Raw genomic sequence first — 18,891 nt, 5'->3', positions numbered from 1 at the left:
GGTGCCCGAGCCGCGCTGTTCGCCGCCGCACCTCCGGTCGCCGCGCCCGCGCCGGTACCGCTGCCAGCTCCGGAGCCCGTACCGGTCTGGGCCGAAATCGACTGTGCCCCGGGACTCCGCACCGCGGCGGGCGGCACCGTCGCCGCGGCGGGACCGAGCGGCAGAAACGGCATCGGGCCGCCCGTCGCGGTGGGAGCACCGGACGCACCGGCGCTCGCACCGGCTAGGTCGGGAACAGAGTCGGAGGGGTTCATGCCCGCCCGCGAATCCGATTCCCCGCCGGTCGATTTCGCAGAGGAGTCCGAATCCGATACCGAACGCTCGGTGGCGGCGGAGTCGGCGCGAGCGGTAGTGCCGGTCGTCGCCGTCGCTCCGGGTTCGTGCGGGCCACCGCCCGAGTCCGTCACCGACTCATCGAACGAATAGTGTTGCGGCGGCATCACACCCGGCGTACCGCCGATGAAGCCGGGCACCGTACCCGGCATGCCCGGCTGTGGCGCGGGCGGCCGATACCAGGACGCCTCGTTCCCCTTCGGACCGCCGCCGACGCCGTAGTCGGACGATCCGGGCGGCCGGTCCTGCCGTGCCGGGTCCGTTATCGCCGCCCCATCGGGCGGAACGCTCACCGGCCGGTCGGCGGGCACATCTCCATTCGGTAGGTCTCCGGGAGAACCGCCCGGCGGGGCGCCATCCCCGACAGGGAGCACCGGCGGAACCGGAGGTTTATCCGAATCCGGCCCCGGCACAGCCGATCCGGGTCGGTCTCGGTTCGGTCCGGGCGGATGCTTCGAGCCGGGTCCGGAGCCTTTGCCGGGCCGCCCGGGACCGCCGGGAACTCCCGGCGGCTGCCATCCCGGCCCGGGATCCCCGATTCCGGGTATGCCGAGCAGATCCGCGATCGCCGACAGCTCCGGAAAACCCTGCGGCCCCGCCTGTTGCGTGGCGCGGGCCATCACCGCGGCGACCTCGTCGCGGGCATTGCGAATGATGCGGCCGATGCGGGCCAGCCGATCGTCGCGTTCGGCCTCGGTCTCCTCCGCCGGGGCGGTCTCGCCCCGGATGCCCGTTACCGCCGAATCGACGATATCGAGTATGCGCGAACAGGTTCGGCGCACCAGCTCCGCCATTTCCCCGAAGAGATCCGCGGCCAGATTCAGGGCATCGGCCAGTGCCCACAACCGGTGCTGTTCGGCGCGCAGCGCGTCCTGCACCGGTTGCAGCGCGGCACTGACCCGAATGTGATCGTCGAAAGCGCGGCGCGCCTGTCCGAACCCGGTGACATCCATCTCGGCCGCACCGGTGCGCGCGACGGATTCCAGTGTGCGCCAAGCTCCGTCCTCGATACCGGGCCAGTTGTCTCCGACAATGGCATCCCAGTAGGGGTTCTCATAGTGCGGCCGCATCGGGGGGGAGTTCAGATCCGGTCGGCGGACCGGTGCACGGCGACGCGACCGTGGTCGTCGGCCGTGGCGAGCGCCTGGGCCGTCCGCACGATGAAATGGTGTGCGGCGGAGGAGCCGGTGCTGTCCGACATCGTGGCGTCGGCACAGCTCGTCGTGACCCAGTGCAGGACGCCGAGCAGCGCGTGGTCGAGGTCGCAGCGTGCCGCGCCCACCGGGACGAGCCCGGCGATCGCGGTCGTGGCGCGTCCGGTCACCGCGGCGGCCGCGGTGGTGACGCGCCCCGCGGCGGCGATGATCTCGTCAGGTTCGTCGATATCGAGCTTATGGGTCACGATGGGGTCCCGTTCACGAATCAGCGCCTGGCCGTGCCGAATTCGGCGGCTTCGGCGGCGCGATAGGAGGCTTCGGTCGGCAGGTCGAAGGAGTCGATGGTGTGCGGGAGGGTGCCGTTGTATTCCATCTCCGCGCGCAGGGCGACGCGCGATTTGAGATGCGCCAGCCGGGCCAGACGCAGGATCTCCGCGGCCAGCCAGGTGTCGCCGTTGTCGCGGGCCTCGTCGGTGATGTGCAGGCCGATGATCTCGCCGTCCCGGTTGCAGGCCGCGCCCGCGCTGTGATCGGGATTGAAGACCTCGTGGGTCATGTTCCGCCAGTCCGGGGCCTGCGGTGGCGCCGCGTCGTAGGGGTCGAAATCGTCGTCCATGGGTGCTCCTGTCGTCATCGGTCGGTGGCGCGAATTCGGTTGTCAGTCCGCCGGTTCGAGTTGGGCGGTGAGCGCGGCCCAGGTGAGGTCGCCGATGCCCAGAACGTGCCGCAGCTGCCAGAACCGGTTGCCCAGATACAGCTCCGCGGAGCCGTCGTCGGCCACATCGAGTTGTTCGGTTCCGTCACCGGCCGGATTGAGGGTGACGGTGGTCAGGGGCGGGCGCTTATCGTCCACCATCAACAGGGTGCCGCCGCCCGGGATGAAGGTGAACCGGCACCGGTTCCCGGCCGGGACCGCCAGATCGGCACTGTTGGTGGTGATGGTGATCTCCGGATCGAGCAGCAGTTGCGCCACCCACGCCCGCGCCGTCGTCTCCGGGCGTGCGGCGTGGATGCCCAGCGTGGGCAGGGCGGCCAGATCCAGCACCAGCACCGATTCGGTGGCGGTAAGTCCCACCACCACAAGGCGTTTCGCGGTACCGCTCGGGGGCGGCAGATCGTCTGCGGGCAGGGTCAGCACGTCGGTGCCCGGTCCGGTGACCGCGACCGGGAAGGCGGTCACCGTGCCGGTGGCGACCTCCACGGTGAAGGCCACAATGGGGCTCGGGGCGGTCGCGCCGATGACGGCCAGCCGGGCCAGACCCTCATCATGAAGCCACTGCACGGTATCGGCGACGGTGACCGCGCTTTCGGTTTCGGTGCCCGCTTCGATTTCCGCCCCGGTCATGGTGTTCCGCTTGCGGCGGGTTCCGCGGTCACCGTTTCCGGCCACGGTTCGACATCCATGATGACCCGGTATTGGCGTCCGGCATCGGCGGTGCTCTCGCCGATCGCGGCCATGATCTCGGCGACCAGTTCGGCATTGCCGAAGCGCGCGGTGGTGCCGGGCGCGAAGTAGAGGTCGGTGAGGCGGCCCATGGCATCGACCTCCGGGACCACCGCTCCGCTGGGTGAGGGGCGGCGCGCACGGATGCCGTTGATCCGCTCGCGCAGGTCGGCGATGCGATGGCGCAGATCGCGCGCGGCGTCCAGGGCGGCTTGGACATCGGGATGGATATCGGTCATACGGGGCCTCCGGAATTGGTCGGCGCCTGATTGGCGTGGGCCGGCGTCGGGGGTGTCACGGTCGGGGCGATGGTCGGCTTCTCGCCGATCACCGCATCGGTGTGCGGTGTGTCGTCGACGTACATGAGGCGGTCCGGATGCCAGGCGACCACGCGGGAGCGGTCGTTACCGCCGCCGCCCCCACCGGCGCCGCCCAACCCCGCACCCATCGGCATATAGGGCATATAGGGTGAGCCGCCCGCTCGTGCGGCCGGATTGCCCGCGGACTGGCCCGGCAGCGCCTCGATGACGGGGGCGCGGGGCAGGCCCGAGTTACCCAGCGTCGCGGGCGCGCTGACACCGGGCATTTGAGCGACGTTGTAAACCGGGACATTGGGAACGCCCGGCGATCCCGGGTCGCCGCCCCCGGGGCTGCCACCGCCACCGGTGAAGGACGGGAGTTCGGGCAGCTGATCTCCCGGATAGTCGAGCGCGGCGTCGGGGTTGTCCCCCGTCGTCGAATTATGTTGCGACAGTGAACTCGCCGAGTTGGTGAGACTGCTCAGCAGCGAGGGCAGCATCGACATCAGCATGCTGCTGCTCTGATCGCCCTGCCCGCCGCCGGTGCCCTTGCCCCCGGAGCCGCCGGTCGTATCGCCCGGTGTGCCGTTCCCCGGCTCGCCCATGCCACCGGAGGTGGGCAGGGTTCTGCCGATCTCGCCGGTGTAGTCGGCGTGCGTCTGCGCCGAAAGTCCGTTCTGCTCATTGAATTCGGCAAGGGCCTGTGCCAGTGCGGCCGAATCCTTCGAGCGCATGGCGGAGAGTAGGCGCTTACGGGTGGCCAGGATCTCCTGTGGCGTCGGATGCCGATCCTTGGCGGCCTGGAAAGCGTTGGCGTAATCGTCGACATTCGCCGCGAGTGTGCCCATGCTGCTGCCGATTTCGTCGAGCTGATTCCCGAACATGTTCAGGTGTTCGGCCACCGTTGTGCCCACCGGCGTCCATTTGTTCATGATCGGCACCAGGCTCTCGAACCCGGCGACGGCTTCGCGATGCGGGCCGTCCAGATATTGCCGAATCGAGCTCGCGAACGCCCGCGCCGGACCCGGTCCGGGACCGGAACGCAACTGCTGTGCGAAGGTGAGCGGATCCACCGCGGGCGCACCCGCGACCGTCGGCGGCAGCGGCGCCTGGCGCAGTCCGAACGGTGGCACCTTGGGCACGGGATTGGTGAGTGTCTCCGCGCCGGAGCCGCTGATCATCCGGCCCCCCGCGTCATCGGCGAGCGTGTATTCGACCGCGGAGGAACCGATCTGGTACGCGTGCGGCCCGGCCCTGTTGGCAATGCCGATCAGCGAGTTGAACGCCGATTCCGCGTGCGCGGTGTGGAATGCCGAAGCCACCGTGGAGGGCAGGTCCGCGCCCGCGGGCGTCACCCAGCCGGTCGGCAGCCCCGCGTGGGCCTGTTCCACCAGTCGCCACAGGGTGGCGGCCGCCTCGATCAGCTCCCCCGGATCGACGTTCATTGCCATATCGGAGTTCCTTCCGGCCGCCCTGCGATCAACTCGCCGGAGCCGCGACCACTGGCAAAGATGCTGCGGGATCGACGGTTCCGGGCGCGGCACCGTCGGTGTGCTTGGCGCTGGTCCCGGTGATCTCGATACCGCGCGGGTGCGCCCAGCCCACGAATTTGCCGAGATCGCCTGTCGTCTCCGAGATCTGATCCGGATATCGGCGCAGTTCCCCGTTCACGATGAGATCGAGCGTCGCCTCGGCCTCGGATCCCATGGCGCGCACGATCGCCACCAGATCCGGGCTCTCCCAGATGCCGACATCACCGGTCATCAGCTGGCTCGGATCCACCCGATCGCCAATCTGCTTGCTATCGGACCACTTGGCGGTGGTGTCCGCGTACGCCGCCTGCGCATCGGTGCCCTTCTTGTTCCCGAACGCCTTGTCCAGCGCCTTGGCCACGATGACCGATACCCGCTGGGTCTTGCCGTCGGGGAACGGATAGTCCACTCCCCCATCGGCATCCGGGGTGAGCGTCGCCGGAGCGGCGGGCTGCGCCGGAGCGGGCTTGTCGGTGGGCGCGGGTGCGGTCGTGGTGGCAGCGGGCGGCGTGGTGGTCGGAGCCTGCGGCGTGACCGCGGCGGGAGACGCCTGCACCGGCACGGCATTCTGCGGATACTGGTCGTAGGGATCCTGGCCGTAACGGTCGTACCGGTTCGGATCGGCTTGGAGCCGATCGTTCATATTGGGCTGCATCGCACTCAGCAGCGACGGCAACATCATGCTCATCGGATCCATGCCGCCGCTCATTCCACCCATCGTGGAAGGCGTTGCCATATTCGGGTATTGGGGCTGTTGCGGGGTGGCATCGGGCTGCTGACCGATATTCCGGATATTCCGGATCAGATCATCTTTGGACGTATCGGGCGGTGTGGTCCCCTCGGTCTTGGACGGCAGGGTCGGATCCGGCGCCGTACTGCCCCGGGGCTGGCCGCTGCCTCCCGGAATCAACTCGGGATTCCACGATCCGAGGCGGCGGTTCGACGGCTGATACCCCGATCCGTTGTCCAGGCCACCCAACCTCCGCTGGCTGGAGTCGACCGGGGGCGGATCGCCCGCGCCGGATTTGCCTTCCAGTGCCTTGAGCCGGGCTTCCACATCGGGCGGGAGCTTACCGGTGGCGTCGTCGACTCCCTTGCCCAGCAATTCGTATTGGGCCTTCGCCCGATTGAGGGTGGCGGTCGCCCGATCGGCCGCGTCCGCGAGATAGGTCTGCACCCAATCGTCGGTGGTGGTGGTGGGCAGCTGTTTCGCACTCTCGTGAATCGCGTCGATCATATCGTTGATCGCCTGCTGGGCGGCCTGTGAGACGCTGGCCGTCTTGTTCGCCAGCGGCGCGATATTGGCGTCCGCGAGTTTGAGGTTCTGGAAAGATGCCTTGAGCCGCGTCACGGCCTCGAGATAACTGGTTGTACCCGAACCCTTCTGCTTGGCGATCGCGTCCAACGACTCCGACCCCAGTGCCGCCAGCTGAGACGGATCGCTCTTCAGTGGGGGCGGGGTCGTCTTCCCGGTGCCGAAGCTGTCGAAGATCTTCTTATAGGTCTCCGGCAACGCCTCGTATAAATCCTTCACCGCTTTGGAAAGCAGATACTTCTTCGGAGGGTTGAACTTCACCGGATCCAGCCGCATCAGCCTGTTGCTGGGAATCCAGATCCGCTGCATTTGCGCACCGCTCGATCCGGTGGCATCGGTGGGATCGCTCATGCCGGGAGTGGGAGGGGTTCCACCGGAATCTCGGTAGGCCCTGAGCCTTTCGCCTTATCGGCGGGCGAGGGGGGGGCGTCGACTGTGGCGTAATGGGCGGCGGCCAGCGGTATGGTCCGCTTGATGAGAGGCCCGGTCACTCGACCGACTCTCGGTACGCCCCGGAGGGCGGGCAGTTTCCCGAGCACCGCGGCGAACGCGCCGTCGGCCACACCCGTGATGAGCGCGTTCCCGATGTCGCCGCCATTGGTCTTGTATGCCGAAATCCCGCCGACGGCCGCGCCGATCAGCCCCATGCCGACGCGGCCCCATGTGGTGTTCTTCAGCACCTTGGCGGCAACGGTCCCCACCGCGCCGACGGCAGCGCTCCCCGCGACCTCCTTGAACCAGCTGCTCAGACCCATCTGCTCACCTCACCGAATCGGGGCCGGCATCCGAAAGCATCACCGCATTCGCGAGATGATCAGCAGCCGAACATGTCTCGGAACTCATGCGAACTAAATTCTCCGCGATTCCCAACCATGGGAACATGGTCAAACTCCTGCGCTTGTTCCGAGGTCGGTGGAGACGGGTACGGCCGTGCGGGCGGTGTCGAGTTCGGTGCGGACCCGGGATTCGATATGGGTAATGAGCTTCTGCAGATCGGCGCAGTACACCGACGGGTTGCGGAATCCCTCACCCGCCCGAAAGCGATGCGCGTAATTCCCACCGCCACAAACGTTTTGGACGCGACACTCGAGGCAGGTCGCGCTCAGTGCCGTGGATCCGATCTGGCGCGCCATCACCGAGGGCTCCCACATCGCCATATCGAGTGGGTTGCCCTCACCGCGCTCCGGGATTCGAGCCGCGCCGTCGAAGGCGGATTTCAGATCGTCGGCCTGCTCGAGCGAGCCGTCGGTCTCCACCACGGCGAGCCGAATCGGTCCCAGGCCCAGCAGCTCCGAGGTGGCCCGTCCGCCGAGCAGCAGATCGACGATATCGCCGAAGAGCCGGACTCCGGTCTCCCGCTCGGGCGCGTCATACCACCTGTCGAAGACCGCGATCAGCCAGTCGCCGTAGGGGGTACGAGTCTGATCCAGGCCGCGCTCTGGCGGCGGGGTTGTCCAATTCCCGTGGGGTAGCGTGAAATCCACCAGAGGAGGCTCGAACAACAACATCGACTCATACGTCCGGATCGGATCGTTGTTCACATCGACGGTGCACAGCAGCCCCGAGAACCGGTCCCGGTGCCGGGGATTCAGCAGTTGCTCCAACCCTGCGACCACCCGGGCGTGACTACCGCGTCCGGCCGGGTCGACACGATGCCGATCATGCTCGGGCGCACCGCCATCCAGGCTGACGCCGATCTTGATATTCCAGCGTTCGCAGATTCGGAGCACGTCCTCGTCGATGAGCACGCCGTTGGTCTGCAACCCGAGCCGGAGCCGCACCACGGGGTCGAGTAGTTCGCGGGCGGTGCGCGCGAAATACTCCAGCTCGGCTGTACCCACCAGAAGCGGTTCACCACCGTGCAGCACGAGGTTGACCGCAGGCAGCGCGTACCCGACGGCATGATCCTTGATCATTTCGCAGGACTCTCGAAATATGCTGCGCGACATGCCCTTCGGCTTAGCCCGCCAGCTCTGATCCGCCATTTCATAGACATAGCAGTAGTCGCAGGCGAGGTTGCAGTGACCGTGGACCTTGACGATGAACTCGTTGAAGGGTTGGGGCCGCCAGCCACCGCGGCGCAGTACGGCGAAGTCGAGACCCCAATCACGCCAGGGCAATTCGCTGATGATCTGCTCCACCGATATCGGTCCTCTCATGCCGCGCGAAATAAAACGAACGCGCAGTGTGGATTGAGTCGTCGTCAGCAGCGCCGGAATCGTAATGGAGGCCGGGCAATTCGACGCAAATGCCTGGTGAAGAAAACGATAACGCCAGCCGACGGCCGCACGGGGAATGCGACCTCCCACCGGTGGGAATCCGTCACTACCTCGTCAACTCCATCGGCTGGCGGCATAGCGGGAGGGGAGAGCGGTAATGCGAACGGTGGCCCCGGGACGCGGCGCTTCGACACACTGCCCATTGCCCAGATACATCATGACGTGCGTCGGGCTGCCGCCGTTGTACTGCCCCGCCGGGAAGATCAGGTCGCCAGGCCGGATATCGGCGGGATTCACCTTGGGCAACTGACGATACTGATCCTGCGAGACGCGCGGGATGTCCACCCCCGCAGAGCGGGCCGCATACTGCATGAGACCGGAGCAGTCGAACGAGTTCGGTCCCTCGGCCCCCCACACATACGGTTTGCCGACCTGGGCCGTCGCCACCGCGAGGACCTGCCGCACCGCCGCCGAGTCTCCGGACGTCGCAGGCATGCTCCACGGGTAGTCCCGACCGGCGATGGTGTAGAGATACTGCCCGGTCAGACTGTCGATCGCGGCGGCGGTATCGGACGCGCTGACCTGACCCGCACCGGCCAGCCGGAGACCCTCGCGCAATGCGATGGTGAGGATGTCATGCACCTTCTGCGCCCCCGCCGGGGTGTACGCCGCCGTCCCGAGTTTGATCAGCGCGAGGTCCAACTCCTTGATCAACGAGTTCAGCGCCGCCTGATCGATCCCGTGGCTACCGGCCAGATCGGAGAGATAACCCGCGAGTTGGTTGTCGAGATTATTGAAAGCGATCGCGGCGGTGCGCTGATAGAGCTGCACGGCGGACAGCGCCGCAGCGGCGTCACCGCCGCCGCCCGCGTCCGCGCCGGTCATGGCGCCCGTTCGAACCCCCGTGTTCACCGGCTTCGTTCCGGATCCGGTGCGAGAGGTGTTGCGTGACTTGCCGTATGCGTCCCGCAACTGCTCGAGCGCCCGCAGTGCGGCCTGTGCCTGCGGTGACAGCGTGTGCGCGGAGCCTTCCCCCACGGTCGCATCGCCTGCTCCGGCCTGTCCGGAATCGGCTGTGCCCGAGTTATTTTGCTGTGCGCCACCACCCGACTTGGCACCGCTACCTGCTCCACCGAGCAGGGAGGCGAGCATCATCGGGAGCATGGCGAGGGCGGGTGCGGCCGCGGTGAGGGCACCGGTGCCGGGATCGGATCCGTGCCGGTCGTCATGTCGACGATCACCCGAATCCGAGTGCACCCGAGACGATTCCGGCCGTGCTGTCGCGGCACCCGATCGCGCGCCAACCGGATCGGGCGGTATACCCGCAGCATTCGGGCGGGCTCCAGCGGGATCCTGTCCCGTTCCGGTCGTCCCGCCGGGTGCCGGTGTCGCCGCCCCGGGCGCGGTACGCGGCGGTGTCGCACCCGCGGCCGCGTCGGGGGCTCCCTGCCGGGGCGAACCGCCCGAGTTCACCGCGGGGGAAGCCGGTGGCTGGGCCACGCCAGGATTGGGCGGACCGGCCGCGCGAATCGACGGCCAGGCCGCCCCGGGCGGGCGGCGGTTCCACGGGGTGGCCGGTCCGGGCGGAGCTTCTCGTTCCGCCGCAACGGCTTCCGACTCGGGCGTCACCTCTGCGGCCTCAGTCACGCCGCGTCTCCGAGCACCCGTTTCACTCGCACATCCCATCCGCTCGGCATGGCGAGCTGTACGAGCTTGCCGGACGTCGGATCCCAGCTCACCACGAGCACCGACCCGGCGGAACGCTGCCGGGCGGCGACCATACCCACCCGGGTCGGCACCGTACCTCGATAGCCCCAGAACACCAGATCGCCCGCTGATTCCGCACCGGTGGCCACCAACTGTCCACAAAGACTTTGGGCCGCAGCGTTATCCGGTAGATCCAGCACCGCCAGGCCGCCGCCCGGGAGCGGACATCGATCGACATTCTGGCCGGAGCGGGCCGCGGTCAGCATGTCGCCCTCCGCATCGGTGAGCGGTGGGCAATATCCCGTCGACACCGCTGCCGACGCCCGATGCAGTACGGCCGCCGTCACCGCGGCGGGCTCCACTGCCGCGGTGCCGGTTTCCGAGGCGGACCGGCCGGTCGTCTCGGCTGCCGCGCCGCCACCCGAGCCCCGATTCACCAGCGCGGCAATCGTTTCGCCCGCGCACCTCGCACCCGCTCCGGTGGCGGGCTCGCTCAGCGGCGGTCCCTGCTGATAGATCGCGGTCCGCATAGCGGCGGCACAGGCGCGCTGTCGACCGGAGACCGAGGCGTCATCGGGGGCGAAGGTCAACTCCGCGTAGGGATTCACGGTCACCGGCGTCGACACCGGAACCGTGCGTGCGCTCTGGCGCGTCGCCGCCGTCGAGGTCGAGGATGGGTTCGGAATCGCCACCTCGCACTGGTAATCGAAATCCGACGCGGCCGCCGTGTCGACCCCGCCGAATACCAGAACCAGCAGGGTGGCAAGGAACGCCATGGCCATGGCCGGGATCACCAGGATCGGCAGCAGTTTCATCGAAACCCTTTCTCCAAGAACGAATACCGCTCACCTCTCGATCAGGAATTCAGTTGCGTCCACGGGGTGGCCCTGTGGTAGGGCGTCGCTTTGGCAGCGGCCTGCGCGGCCGCTATGTGCCTGTTGGCCAGTCGCATGCGGGCGCGGTCTTGTGGATCGGTCCCCAATTCCTCGACTGAATTCGCGACGTTCTCCGTGAACTCGCGTCCGATCCAAGACCACATGCGTTGCGCTTGTACGGGCGTGATGCCCCTCAGCTCGTCGTAATGCGGATCGCCGGGGCTGCCGGGGTTCCCGCCTACGCCCGGAACCGGGGCAGCTAGCTGTTCCCCGCTGGCGAGCTTCCCGAGTGACGAGAGACGAGTCGCCGTGCCGTCGGCCATATAGCTTTCGACGAATCTCCTTTCTCTGCCGGTGGCCCGGCCCCCGTCCAGAACCACGGGGTCCAGTCCGCCTCCACGGAAGGCAGCGGCCGCGATCTGGAGTATCGCCATATCCGTGGCAAGTTCCGCGGCGCCTTCTGGCGTGTGCCCCGTTTGTTCCAGTCGACGGGATGTCGCCCGAACCCGATGCATGGCATTGATGGTTCTGTTCAGATGATCGTCGCGACTGGTCCCGGAAGCGCCCCAGGAGGCGATGGCTCTCTCTACGAGTGGCACATCGTCGAAGCGCGCTCCGAAGAGCGCGCCGCGCAGGTCGCCCACGCTGGCACCGGATGCGGTGGCGGCGTGTATCCCGGCCGCCGCACCGAGGACGGTATCAATACCACCTGCGGCCTCGGCGGCCTCGAGAGCGGCATTGGCATACTGCGGCCGGTTGAGCGCTGCCTGGATCGCCCACCCTCTCGACCCGCCCCCGGGCGCCAAGCCGAAGTTCTGCAGCACACGCACGATCGCTTGGTCAGGGAGAGTGCCATCTCGTCTCCGCAGCAGCGCAGCGGTGTAGGGCGAACCCGCGACCAGGGAGACAGCGCCAAGTGTCTTGATCACGCCGAATCCATGGCGCTGCGCGCCGACCGTTCCCATCCCCAGGGCGGTGCCGCCACCGGCGGATTTCACCGGGGCGCCGTGCAGGGTCAGCGCGAATCGGTTGGCCACCCAGTCATTTCCGCGTGACAGGCTGGCGTCGAGATGTTTCAACTGACTGATCGCGACGATCTCCAGAATCGCGCCCATGACGAAGACGGCCATCACCTGACCCTGCGCCTGCCGGAAGATATCGCCCAGGAACAGCACATACACACCGAGGAAGATCACCATGACGGCCATGCGCACGGCGGCGAAGAAGGCGTGCACGACACTGCGCACCAGGAATGTCTGGGTCGGCCCGTAGACGAATCCGCCTGCGGCGAAACCGAATATGGCCAGGAAGCTGTAATAGACCGAATCCAGTGCGGCCCGGACGATCTTGACCGCGAGCACCGCACCGAAGGCCAGCATCAGCGTTCCCGAGATCAGGACCAGTAGTCCCGCGCCGAATTGCCCGGCGGTCGGTTCCTTTGCCGCGTCGTACGCTGCCCCGTCACCGCAGGAGCGCATCGCGTTTTTGATCCGATTATCGTCGCCGGTGGCCACGGAGTTCGTCCAGGCGGCCCCGCAGGCCGGCCGATCATCGATCACATGACCGAAGTTCCAGACCTGGAGCGGTTTTCGCGCGAAATTGTCGGCCAACTGTTCCTGCATCGACGCCACGATCGCGTTGGGCCGCGGATTACGGTCACCGTTCAGTCCGGCCGCGACCGTAATGCCCAGATCGCGGCCCTGGCTCAGCCAGCCGTCCGACGACAGTACATCCGCGAGCGGGTTGGCCAGGAACATCGGACCCAGCACCGCGACCCCCAGCATGGTCACCACCTGCGTGACCGCTTTGGCATGAAATCCGCGCAGCACGAACCAGGCGACGCAGAACGCGCCGATCGACGCCGCGGTGATGAGCACGATCGGAATACTGATCTGCTCGGTGAAGCCCGCGGCGATCGCCCGCAGCGGGGTAGCGAACAGATCCATCCACCGGAAGCTGAGCACGAATCCGATCAGCCAGATGCCCGTGACCACGATAACCATCCAGCCCGCGAACTCGAGGCTTATCGCCGTGGCCATCGCGGTGTTGAAAGGGTGCAGAATGCCGACGGCGTCGTTGTTGAAGGCGAATGTGTATTTCGACAGGCTGACCCCCGCCGAGTCACGCACATTCATCCAGCTCAGTGCGCCATTGCCGCCCGAGGCACCTGGGGAATCGCTCTGTGCCATCGCCACCGCACCCACACAGCCCGGAATGATGGTGAGCCCCAGGATGATTCCGATGATCACCACCGTACGATGGCGCCGCCGGGACGCCCGTACCCACTCCCCCATCCGGTGTACCACCGCACCGAGGTGCCAGTGCCGCACCTCCCAAACCCGCCCGGCGTCGAGCGGCCAACCACGGGAGCTGCGATCATGCTGCGCGACATCGTCATTCACGAGCTCATCCACCCTGCCCGGCAGCGGCCTTGGTGGCCCCCGGCGTGCTGGTGATGGCAGCGGCCCGCTCGGGTCGTGCCGGGCCCAGAATCTTGCCGCGCCCGATGCGGTTCAGCGCGTCTCGCATGAACATCTCACCGCGCCGCTCCTGCGGCACCTGGCGCCCCGGACCGACCGGTGGTGAGGTGTCCTCGCGCAGAATCTGCAGCAGATACGGTGCTTCCTCGAGATCAACGCCCAGCCACTCCAGGCTGTTGCGCGCCAACGTTTCATCGCGCTGGCGAAAAACGAAGCGGTTCGGGATGAGATTGTGTGCCGCGCCCTGGAAATCGGTGGCCGGATCGTGCGAGGCGAGGCCGATGGCGGCCAGATGCTTTCGGCCGTCGCGACTGAAATCCGAGGTGACCGCCGCGCCGACCTGGGTCTGGGTGAAGTGATGCGCCTCATCGCCGATCAGCAATCCGAAACGGCCGTTGTCACGCAGGAACGCCTCTCGCGCAGCGACTCCGACGAGTTCGTAGAGCGCGGTGCCGAGTCGTTTGGTGAGCGGGAGCCGGTTGTACAGGTGCGGTGTGGTGAGTTCCTCGGCCGAGGGCAGCGCCACCTGATGACTGCGAATCACGGTGGCGGCCGCGTCCAGTCGCAGCGTCGCCAGATTCGGGTTGAACAGCACCGGCACCCGATCGGCGATCGTCCCCAGCCGGGAAGCCAGATCCGCGTACTCATCACCGATTCCGGGTGTATCGCGCAGCCGCAGCACCACATGGAACAGATCCACCAGCGATCCGATCCGATGCTCGGCGATTCCGCGCGGGGTGAGCAGGGAACTGGCCACTGCGCCCGCGCCCGAGGTCGGCGAGAGATCAAGCAGCGGCAGAATCGAATCCAGGGTGCGCTCGCCCGCGACCCGTGGATCGAACAGGCGCAACGGGTCGAGGGAGACGGTGGGATTGGCCAGATCGATGACCACCGCGTCGTCGATGGCGGAGGCGAAATGCGCCCACTCCCCCACCTGGCTGCGGTCGATGGCCAGAAACTGCCCGCCCATGTCATTGACCAGTGCCGCGATGAGTTTCAGAAGGTAGGACTTGCCCGAACCGAGTTCACCGGTAACGGCGAACGAAGCCGACAGATCGTGCAGCGCGGCCTCCATGATGCCGAAGTGGATCGGCTCGAGGTGCCCCGACATCAGGTTCACCCCGATCACCGGACCGCTGTCGTCCCCGATTTGACTGCTGGTGAACGGCACGAATCCGGCCCACATATCCGAGGGCACGATATGCGCGAAATCGTCGAATGCCCGCCGCTGCGGACTGCCCGGCACCAGCATCGACCACAGGTCCACCTGTGCGCCCAGCGGTGCGGTGAGTTCGACTTGAAACCTGCGGTAGCGGCGTTTGAGCAGGTTCACCGCATCCATGGTCGCCTCGCGGGAGCTCCCGCCGACCGCGATGACCGTCGTGAACGACACCTCCGACTCCGCGCCGTTGACCTCGAAGTGGGTGTTGTACTCCCCCAGCATCTGAGCCTTGGACATCAATGTGTTCTGCGCGAACGACACCTCCTGATCGCGCTGATCCATCTGCTCGCCCAGCCGGCGCAGGTTGGTCTCGTTGTTCTTGAGCACCTGATCCGCGGACCGGGTCGACACCCGGATGCCCCAGTCGACGGTGACATCGCCGAGACCCTCGATCACATTGAGGAATTCGCTGCCGCCGGGAAAAGTCATGCCCGCGTACGGAAATGAATGCGGGGTCAGCATCGCCTGATAGGAGGGCCGGAACTCGAAATCGGGTTGCACCACCTTGATCACCGGTACGAACGAGGGCCGCAGACGGCGGCCGCTGTCGGACTGCGCGCCCTCGTCCAGAGCCGCCGAGCGGAAGACCGCCGCGGTCACGTCGTCGAGCGCGCCGACCCGGGTGGGCGCCACCGGATCTCCGGCCGCGCCCCGGGAAAGATAGTGCTCCCACAACCATTGGAACAGCGCCGCCGGAACCGGCACCGGGTCGAAATCTCCGCCGATGCGGGACAGGATCTCGGACGCCTTCTCCTCGTAGCCTTCGATATCGGCCCGGGTTACCCCGGACAGATCCGCCGGTGTGGCACCGCGCCACATCCGCGCCAGCCCGGACATTCCCGGGTTGGCTGAGCCGACGGGCATGGACAGCAGGAAGATTCGCGTCTGAGGCTGAATCGCACGTACCCGCTCGTACGAGGCGACGACTTCGACCGCATACGATTCGCATTCGTCAAGGTCGACGCCCTCCACCATCTTGCCGAGCACATCCAGGGTATTGAGCCCGGCCTGGATCCCCAGCAGCAACGACCCGTTCGGCAGGCTGTTGATCAGCGCGTGATGCGCGGCCTTGACATCGAATTTGTCACTGGCCTTGCGCAATCCGTAGCCGAGCGGGTTGATGAAGTAGGTCGCGGTGACCAGACCGGCGTGCGTGAACTGGAGGTTCCCGCGTATCGCCACGGTCGGCTGGAGGTCGCGGTCGAACGCCATCAGCCGCGCCCACCCGGTAGTAGCGCTCGGCCGTCGTCGATCGCCGCGAGCAGGCTCCCGCCCGCACCGAGATTCGGGACGTGGGCGGTAGCCCGCGGTTGCGCGCTCGGACTCTCCGGGAAAATCACCACCACGGACTCCTCGATGAACAGGGTGTGCCGCGCCGACTCCGCGTCGATCGGCATTCCGGAGGCGGACACCGGCTTTCGGTGCACGAGCAGTCGCCCTACCCAAAGCACCCGCGAGGTCAAACGGACACCGGTGTAGGGGATCAGGCCGAGTGCGAACACGCTCACCACGGTCACGACCAGTCCGGCCACGAAGGTGCCCGCCGGATTGATCGGAAAGCTCATCGAACACACCGCGGTGATCGCCAATAGCCCTGCGGCGGCTGCGATCTGCGGCAGCGTATAGGGGCCGAACGGCAGCTTCTGGCCGTTCTGGGCCTTACCGATCACCGTCGGCACCCGCTTGATCGGGGTGAAGACCTTGATCACCGAAGTCATCGGCCGTACTTCCCGATCGGGAAGTCCTGCACCACACTGCCCGAGTCGACGCGGGCGTAGTTGATGATGGTCGGCAGAATCCAGAACAGCACCGCCGCCACGATCGCCGACCCGGTGACCGCGAAGACCTTGCCGGGCGAGAGCTTGTTCTTGGTGGCCTCGGAGATGAGGATTCCCATACTGGCGATGGTCAGAATGATCAAACCGAGCCAGCGGAAGACGAGCAGTACTCCGTAGAGGATGCTGCCGAGCTGTGTGCCCATGCGGGGAGTCCTTTCCCGGTCAGTTCTGGGTTGCCTGCGGCACCTGCGCCGCACTCGCCGGCCCCTTGGCCGTGGTCGTGGTGGTGGGCGCGCCCGTGCCGCCGGGCGACTGCGCCGCCCCCGCGGTGAGTGGAAGATGCAGCGCGGGCACCGAATCCACGGATTTGACCTGCCACTGCCCGGCCTCGCGAAGCATGGTCAGCGGATAGGCCAGGGTCGGGGTGCCCGCGCCGTCGAGCTTCGGGTTCACCGAAACCAGTACCCGCGCGGTGGATCCGCTCGCTCCGCAGGTCGCGTCGTCGGCATTGACCACGGCGGTGTCCGCCGAGGTGAACGGGGCCGGACGCAGTGCGGCGATACCGGAGGCCGGAACGGTGTAGCGGGCGATATCACCGGTCCCGGTCAGCAACGCCTGCAGGAATCCGGCGGCCACCTGGGCCAGCGGGGTATCCGCGGCGCAGGTCGCGCCATAGTTCAGTGCCAGATCGGGGCCGTGGCCCGGTGGTTCGACCGCGGCGGGCAGCGACAGCGCCCGCATCCGGCCCTCGACCATCGCCACCGACACCTGGTAGCACTGGCGCGAATCATCCGCCGCCGCACCGATTCTGCGGGTGATGCGGACCGAGACGGTGACGCCCCACACGTCCACTCCCCCGCTGGTGAGTTCGCGGCTGACGTACACCACACTCGGATCGCTCACCGGACGGCCGGCCGTGGGCAGGGTGGCCTGCTGTGCGCTGCCGACGAATTCGTGGATTCGATCCTGTTGTCCGGCAGACGCACTCAGATAGGTGACAATGAAGTCGCGCGCGAAGGACTCCGCCAGTTGCGATCTGCCGATCAGCGATACCGTCGAATTCTCCGAGGGACCCGGTGGCGGATCGGAGAACGCGTCAAGTATCGCGTGCCCGCCGCCGAAAACCGCCAGCGTCGCGAGTATTACGACGACCATATTGTCCCGGCGGCGCCGGGCGGCCATGCGGCGGAGCAGCACCGCACCGGAATCTGCCCGTCTACCACTCGTTACGCTCACCATCGAAATGGTAGAGATCAAGTGGCGCAACGTTACTCGGCGGTACTCCCAATTCTGGGAATGAATTCAGGCGTGCGCCTTTCTGCCCTTTCGCCCGGTGAGCCGAAAGCGCAATTGTTCGTCATAGCCGATGGGCGCCCCGGCCAGCGGTATTCCGGCGCTATCGCACAGCGGTTCGGGCTGTGGGGAACAATCTCCGGCACAAACGAATTGCACAATTGCCAGCGGTCGGCTCGAGTATCCGGGATAGGGGTAGAGCAGCAGCGAACTGGAGGTATAACCGCCGCGGTAGTCCAGCGTGCGCACCGTCGCGCCGGCGGTGTACCCGGCCCGGACCTGTTCGCCGAGGGCGAGCAGTTGCTCCCGATCCGCGGGATGAAAGACATCACCGGGGCGGAAGAGATAGTCCCATCGGATCCACGCGGCCGGATCGGTCAGCCAGTGCGCGATGCCGATGTGTTCGAGATGCATTACGGCCAGGTGGGTGCCCGCGCGCCGATGTGCTTCGCGCAGCCCGATGTTCTCCAATGTGGGCCGGTAGGTGACGGGCTGCTCGGGGGTGACATCCTCGATCAGCCACCACGCTCCCCGTGCCCGCCCGTCGTCGCGGCCGCGAATGGTGAAGCGACATCGGCCCGCCCGGCCCGCGGCGCTGGTGACGGTGGCATCGAATTGCAGCCTGGTGCCCGCCTTCGCCTCGTACAGCAGGTCCAGCACCTCGGCGTGGCGGTCGAATCCCGAGACCCGCTGGAACAATTCGGCGATGGACATCCTGGGGACGTAATCCTCGGCCGCGAATCCGGTCAGTTCGGTAATGCCGCTGGGCATGGCGAGCGTCTGGGATTCGAGATCCCAGATGGCCCCGGCCGCCGCGGGCGGGACCAGCGCGAATTCCGCGGCCGGTCCCATCCAGAGCTGTACCCCGTGCACATCCCCGGCGGGACCCAGCACCGGTCGCGCCCAGAGTGCGTGCGGGCCGGACCGACTCGGCACGGTCAGCTTGAACTCGGTGGCCCGTTCACGCACGGCATGAACGGCGTCGGTGATACCGGCGGGCGTCAGGCCCTGGTAGAGCGCGGGCGTCTTGGCCAGCTGCCGCTGTAGGACGCGCTGCCACGCGGCGAAGTCGCGCGCCGAGCTCCCCACCGAGGCTACTGTGAGCGCGTCGGATGTCAGCGTCTCCGCCGACATCCAGGGGATGGCTGGGCCGCTTCGCATTTCGCTCGGCGGTCCCGGCTTCGACTCAGGATTCGGAGATCCAGGAGAGTTTCCCACCCAAACAATGTACCGTTAT

General features: G+C 67.1%; 16 protein-coding genes and 1 pseudogene. All 17 read right to left on the bottom strand.

Going from position 1 to position 18,891, the window contains the following annotated elements; genetic code table 11:
• Positions 1-1,403 (bottom strand): annotated as a pseudogene (locus NA10_RS27820) (hypothetical protein); the annotation flags it as partial.
• An 11-nt stretch (positions 1,404-1,414) separates the two neighbouring features.
• A complete protein-coding gene (locus NA10_RS27815; RefSeq protein WP_067573159.1) occupies positions 1,415-1,735 on the bottom strand; it encodes a hypothetical protein in 321 nt (106 codons plus the stop codon).
• Positions 1,736-1,755: 20 nt separating this feature from the next.
• Positions 1,756-2,106 (bottom strand): hypothetical protein, encoded by a 351-nt coding sequence (locus NA10_RS27810; RefSeq protein ID WP_067573157.1) that lies wholly within the window; start codon positions 2,104-2,106, stop codon positions 1,756-1,758.
• 42 nt (positions 2,107-2,148) lie between these two features.
• Positions 2,149-2,835 carry a hypothetical protein gene (locus tag NA10_RS27805; RefSeq protein ID WP_067573155.1) on the bottom strand — a complete coding sequence of 229 codons (687 nt, stop codon included), beginning with the start codon at positions 2,833-2,835 and terminating at the stop codon, positions 2,149-2,151.
• Entirely contained in the window at positions 2,832-3,173 is a 342-nt protein-coding gene (locus NA10_RS27800; RefSeq protein WP_067573153.1) for a hypothetical protein, read from the bottom strand. Before NA10_RS27800 ends, NA10_RS27805 begins: the two co-directional genes overlap by 4 nt.
• A complete protein-coding gene (locus NA10_RS27795) occupies positions 3,170-4,684 on the bottom strand; it encodes a PPE domain-containing protein (RefSeq protein WP_084515311.1) in 1,515 nt (504 codons plus the stop codon). Before NA10_RS27795 ends, NA10_RS27800 begins: the two co-directional genes overlap by 4 nt.
• A 28-nt stretch (positions 4,685-4,712) precedes the next feature.
• On the bottom strand, positions 4,713-6,431 hold the full coding sequence (locus tag NA10_RS27790; protein WP_067573149.1) for a hypothetical protein: 1,719 nt from the start codon (positions 6,429-6,431) through the stop codon (positions 4,713-4,715).
• Positions 6,428-6,835: a hypothetical protein gene (locus tag NA10_RS27785; RefSeq protein WP_067573147.1), complete on the bottom strand. Its 408-nt coding sequence runs from the start codon at positions 6,833-6,835 to the stop codon at positions 6,428-6,430. Before NA10_RS27785 ends, NA10_RS27790 begins: the two co-directional genes overlap by 4 nt.
• A 129-nt stretch (positions 6,836-6,964) precedes the next feature.
• On the bottom strand, positions 6,965-8,239 hold the full coding sequence (locus NA10_RS27780; protein ID WP_084515310.1) for an FxsB family cyclophane-forming radical SAM/SPASM peptide maturase: 1,275 nt from the start codon (positions 8,237-8,239) through the stop codon (positions 6,965-6,967).
• 174 nt (positions 8,240-8,413) lie between these two features.
• Entirely contained in the window at positions 8,414-9,556 is a 1,143-nt protein-coding gene (locus NA10_RS27775; protein WP_067573145.1) for a C40 family peptidase, read from the bottom strand.
• Between the two features lie 386 nt (positions 9,557-9,942).
• Positions 9,943-10,821 (bottom strand): hypothetical protein, encoded by an 879-nt coding sequence (locus NA10_RS27770; RefSeq protein ID WP_067573143.1) that lies wholly within the window; start codon positions 10,819-10,821, stop codon positions 9,943-9,945.
• A gap of 41 nt (positions 10,822-10,862) precedes the next feature.
• Positions 10,863-13,130, bottom strand: a complete 2,268-nt coding sequence (locus tag NA10_RS27765) for a hypothetical protein (protein ID WP_157556778.1) — start codon at positions 13,128-13,130, stop codon at positions 10,863-10,865.
• Between the two features lie 157 nt (positions 13,131-13,287).
• Complete coding sequence (locus tag NA10_RS27760) at positions 13,288-15,795, bottom strand: ATP-binding protein (RefSeq protein WP_067573139.1); 2,508 nt, start codon at positions 15,793-15,795, stop codon at positions 13,288-13,290.
• Positions 15,795-16,301 (bottom strand): hypothetical protein, encoded by a 507-nt coding sequence (locus NA10_RS27755; protein ID WP_067573137.1) that lies wholly within the window; start codon positions 16,299-16,301, stop codon positions 15,795-15,797. Before NA10_RS27755 ends, NA10_RS27760 begins: the two co-directional genes overlap by 1 nt.
• Positions 16,298-16,564, bottom strand: coding sequence for a hypothetical protein (locus NA10_RS27750; RefSeq protein ID WP_067573135.1), 267 nt, complete (start codon positions 16,562-16,564; stop codon positions 16,298-16,300). The genes NA10_RS27755 and NA10_RS27750 overlap by 4 nt, the downstream gene beginning before the upstream one ends.
• A gap of 19 nt (positions 16,565-16,583) precedes the next feature.
• Positions 16,584-17,597: a conjugal transfer protein gene (locus tag NA10_RS27745; RefSeq protein WP_245677941.1), complete on the bottom strand. Its 1,014-nt coding sequence runs from the start codon at positions 17,595-17,597 to the stop codon at positions 16,584-16,586.
• Between the two features lie 66 nt (positions 17,598-17,663).
• Entirely contained in the window at positions 17,664-18,788 is a 1,125-nt protein-coding gene (locus tag NA10_RS27740; protein ID WP_067573133.1) for a GAF domain-containing protein, read from the bottom strand.
• Positions 18,789-18,891: the final 103 nt, after the last annotated feature.

The sequence above is a fragment of the Nocardia acidivorans NBRC 108247 genome (genome assembly GCF_001625085.1).
Classification (GTDB): domain Bacteria; phylum Actinomycetota; class Actinomycetes; order Mycobacteriales; family Mycobacteriaceae; genus Nocardia; species Nocardia acidivorans.
This window is presented reverse-complemented; position numbering and strand designations above follow the sequence as displayed.

Excerpts from the sequence above, each read along its gene's own strand:
- NA10_RS27760 (WP_067573139.1), bottom strand. The coding sequence starts at position 15,795 with ATGGCGTTCGACCGCGACCTCCAGCCGACCGTGGCGATACGCGGGAAC.
- NA10_RS27780 (WP_084515310.1), bottom strand. The coding sequence starts at position 8,239 with ATGAGAGGACCGATATCGGTGGAGCAGATCATCAGCGAATTGCCCTGG.
- NA10_RS27785 (WP_067573147.1), bottom strand. The coding sequence starts at position 6,835 with ATGGGTCTGAGCAGCTGGTTCAAGGAGGTCGCGGGGAGCGCTGCCGTC.
- NA10_RS27800 (WP_067573153.1), bottom strand. The coding sequence starts at position 3,173 with ATGACCGATATCCATCCCGATGTCCAAGCCGCCCTGGACGCCGCGCGC.
- NA10_RS27755 (WP_067573137.1), bottom strand. The coding sequence starts at position 16,301 with ATGACTTCGGTGATCAAGGTCTTCACCCCGATCAAGCGGGTGCCGACG.
- NA10_RS27795 (WP_084515311.1), bottom strand. The coding sequence starts at position 4,684 with ATGGCAATGAACGTCGATCCGGGGGAGCTGATCGAGGCGGCCGCCACC.
- NA10_RS27740 (WP_067573133.1), bottom strand. The coding sequence starts at position 18,788 with ATGTCGGCGGAGACGCTGACATCCGACGCGCTCACAGTAGCCTCGGTG.
- NA10_RS27810 (WP_067573157.1), bottom strand. The coding sequence starts at position 2,106 with ATGGACGACGATTTCGACCCCTACGACGCGGCGCCACCGCAGGCCCCG.
- NA10_RS27770 (WP_067573143.1), bottom strand. The coding sequence starts at position 10,821 with ATGAAACTGCTGCCGATCCTGGTGATCCCGGCCATGGCCATGGCGTTC.
- NA10_RS27790 (WP_067573149.1), bottom strand. The coding sequence starts at position 6,431 with ATGAGCGATCCCACCGATGCCACCGGATCGAGCGGTGCGCAAATGCAG.
- NA10_RS27805 (WP_067573155.1), bottom strand. The coding sequence starts at position 2,835 with ATGACCGGGGCGGAAATCGAAGCGGGCACCGAAACCGAAAGCGCGGTC.
- NA10_RS27750 (WP_067573135.1), bottom strand. The coding sequence starts at position 16,564 with ATGGGCACACAGCTCGGCAGCATCCTCTACGGAGTACTGCTCGTCTTC.